Source organism: Thermoactinomyces mirandus (assembly GCF_013868055.1).
GTDB classification, from domain to species: Bacteria; Bacillota; Bacilli; order Thermoactinomycetales; family Thermoactinomycetaceae; genus Thermoactinomyces; species Thermoactinomyces mirandus.
The window spans coordinates 1-1,600 of record NZ_JACEOL010000078.1; the positions used below are offsets into that span (position 1 = coordinate 1).

15 tRNA genes are annotated in these 1,600 nt (G+C 50.9%); all 15 read left to right on the forward strand.

Going from position 1 to position 1,600, the window contains the following annotated elements:
- The first annotated feature begins 99 nt into the window (after positions 1 to 99).
- The 15 genes from H2C83_RS16915 (at position 100) to H2C83_RS16985 (ending at position 1,394) form a co-directional block, all read left to right on the forward strand.
- Positions 100 to 174 (forward strand) — tRNA-Asn (locus H2C83_RS16915).
- A 6-nt stretch (positions 175 to 180) separates the two neighbouring features.
- Positions 181 to 256: transfer RNA gene (locus tag H2C83_RS16920), tRNA-Thr, on the forward strand.
- Between the two features lie 57 nt (positions 257 to 313).
- Positions 314 to 389 (forward strand) — tRNA-Val (locus H2C83_RS16925).
- Between the two features lie 6 nt (positions 390 to 395).
- Positions 396 to 480: transfer RNA gene (locus H2C83_RS16930), tRNA-Tyr, on the forward strand.
- 9 nt (positions 481 to 489) lie between these two features.
- A tRNA-Gln gene (locus H2C83_RS16935) sits at positions 490 to 564 on the forward strand.
- Between the two features lie 5 nt (positions 565 to 569).
- Positions 570 to 645: transfer RNA gene (locus H2C83_RS16940), tRNA-Lys, on the forward strand.
- 6 nt (positions 646 to 651) lie between these two features.
- Positions 652 to 726 (forward strand) — tRNA-Gly (locus tag H2C83_RS16945).
- Positions 727 to 731: 5 nt separating this feature from the next.
- Positions 732 to 805 (forward strand) — tRNA-Gly (locus H2C83_RS16950).
- A 10-nt stretch (positions 806 to 815) separates the two neighbouring features.
- Positions 816 to 890, forward strand: a tRNA-Asn gene (locus H2C83_RS16955).
- A 12-nt stretch (positions 891 to 902) separates the two neighbouring features.
- A tRNA-Glu gene (locus H2C83_RS16960) sits at positions 903 to 978 on the forward strand.
- A gap of 3 nt (positions 979 to 981) precedes the next feature.
- Positions 982 to 1,057: transfer RNA gene (locus tag H2C83_RS16965), tRNA-Val, on the forward strand.
- Between the two features lie 6 nt (positions 1,058 to 1,063).
- A tRNA-Tyr gene (locus H2C83_RS16970) sits at positions 1,064 to 1,148 on the forward strand.
- 9 nt (positions 1,149 to 1,157) lie between these two features.
- Positions 1,158 to 1,232 (forward strand) — tRNA-Gln (locus H2C83_RS16975).
- 5 nt (positions 1,233 to 1,237) lie between these two features.
- A tRNA-Lys gene (locus H2C83_RS16980) sits at positions 1,238 to 1,313 on the forward strand.
- A 6-nt stretch (positions 1,314 to 1,319) separates the two neighbouring features.
- A tRNA-Gly gene (locus H2C83_RS16985) sits at positions 1,320 to 1,394 on the forward strand.
- Positions 1,395 to 1,600 lie beyond the last annotated feature (206 nt).

Sequence of the window (1,600 nt, forward strand, 5' to 3'; positions counted from 1 at the left end):
GTTGCAACTCTTCTTCCATCTCTGTTTTTAGGTGTCGAAACACTTGACTAAATAGAATAAAATGGCTATAATAATTGATGTCTTTTTTATCTCAAATATTCCTCAGTAGCTCAATGGTAGAGCGTCCGGCTGTTAACCGGTAGGTTGCAGGTTCGAGTCCTGCCTGAGGAGCCATGTTATGCTTCCTTAGCTCAGTTGGCAGAGCGCTTCCATGGTAAGGAAGAGGTCACCAGTTCGAGCCTGGTAGGAAGCTCCATATTTTGATTTTCCTTTCATTCAGATCCAGGATTTCTCTTTTTGGGCCACTAATGATGGACGCTTAGCTCAGCTGGGAGAGCATCTGCCTTACAAGCAGAGGGTCGGCGGTTCGATCCCGTCAGCGTCCACCAGATTGTGGAGGGATACCAAAGTGGCCAACTGGGGCGGACTGTAAATCCGCTGGCTTTGCCTTCGTAGGTTCGAATCCTACTCCCTCCACCATAATTATGTTGGGGAATAGCCAAGCGGTAAGGCAACGGACTTTGACTCCGTGATGCGCAGGTTCGAATCCTGCTTCCCCAGCCAAATGCGGGCCATTAGCTCAGTCGGTAGAGCACCTGACTTTTAATCAGGGTGTCGAAGGTTCGAATCCTTCATGGCTCACCACAGAATGCGGAAGTGGCTCAGGGGTAGAGCATCGCCTTGCCAAGGCGAGGGTCGCGGGTTCGAATCCCGTCTTCCGCTCCAAATTGGCGGGTGTAGTTCAGTGGTAGAACATCGGCCTTCCAAGCCGAATGCGAGGGTTCGATTCCCTTCACCCGCTCCATTTCAAATATTCCTCAGTAGCTCAATGGTAGAGCGTCCGGCTGTTAACCGGTAGGTTGCAGGTTCGAGTCCTGCCTGAGGAGCCATTTTTATAATACGGCCCGTTGGTGAAGCGGTCAACACACCAGCCTTTCACGCTGGCATGCAGGGGTTCGAATCCCCTACGGGTCACCATAAGGACGCTTAGCTCAGCTGGGAGAGCATCTGCCTTACAAGCAGAGGGTCGGCGGTTCGATCCCGTCAGCGTCCACCAGATTGTGGAGGGATACCAAAGTGGCCAACTGGGGCGGACTGTAAATCCGCTGGCTTTGCCTTCGTAGGTTCGAATCCTACTCCCTCCACCATAATTATGTTGGGGAATAGCCAAGCGGTAAGGCAACGGACTTTGACTCCGTGATGCGCAGGTTCGAATCCTGCTTCCCCAGCCAAATGTGGGCCATTAGCTCAGTCGGTAGAGCACCTGACTTTTAATCAGGGTGTCGAAGGTTCGAATCCTTCATGGCTCACCACAGAATGCGGAAGTGGCTCAGGGGTAGAGCATCGCCTTGCCAAGGCGAGGGTCGCGGGTTCGAATCCCGTCTTCCGCTCCAATTCCAAAAAACTTCATTGTATGAATACAATGAAGGTGAGCTTGATGACAAACCCCAAGCTTTTTCGCAAGAAAAGGGCTTGGGGTTGTATATTTCAGGGAGATAAACAAATTAAGGAAATTCAATTTATTAATTAGCCGGATCACAAGGCTTTTTCCTCTCTTCGAGAGGAGCAGAGCCAGTTTTTTAACATTTTGGGCCATGGC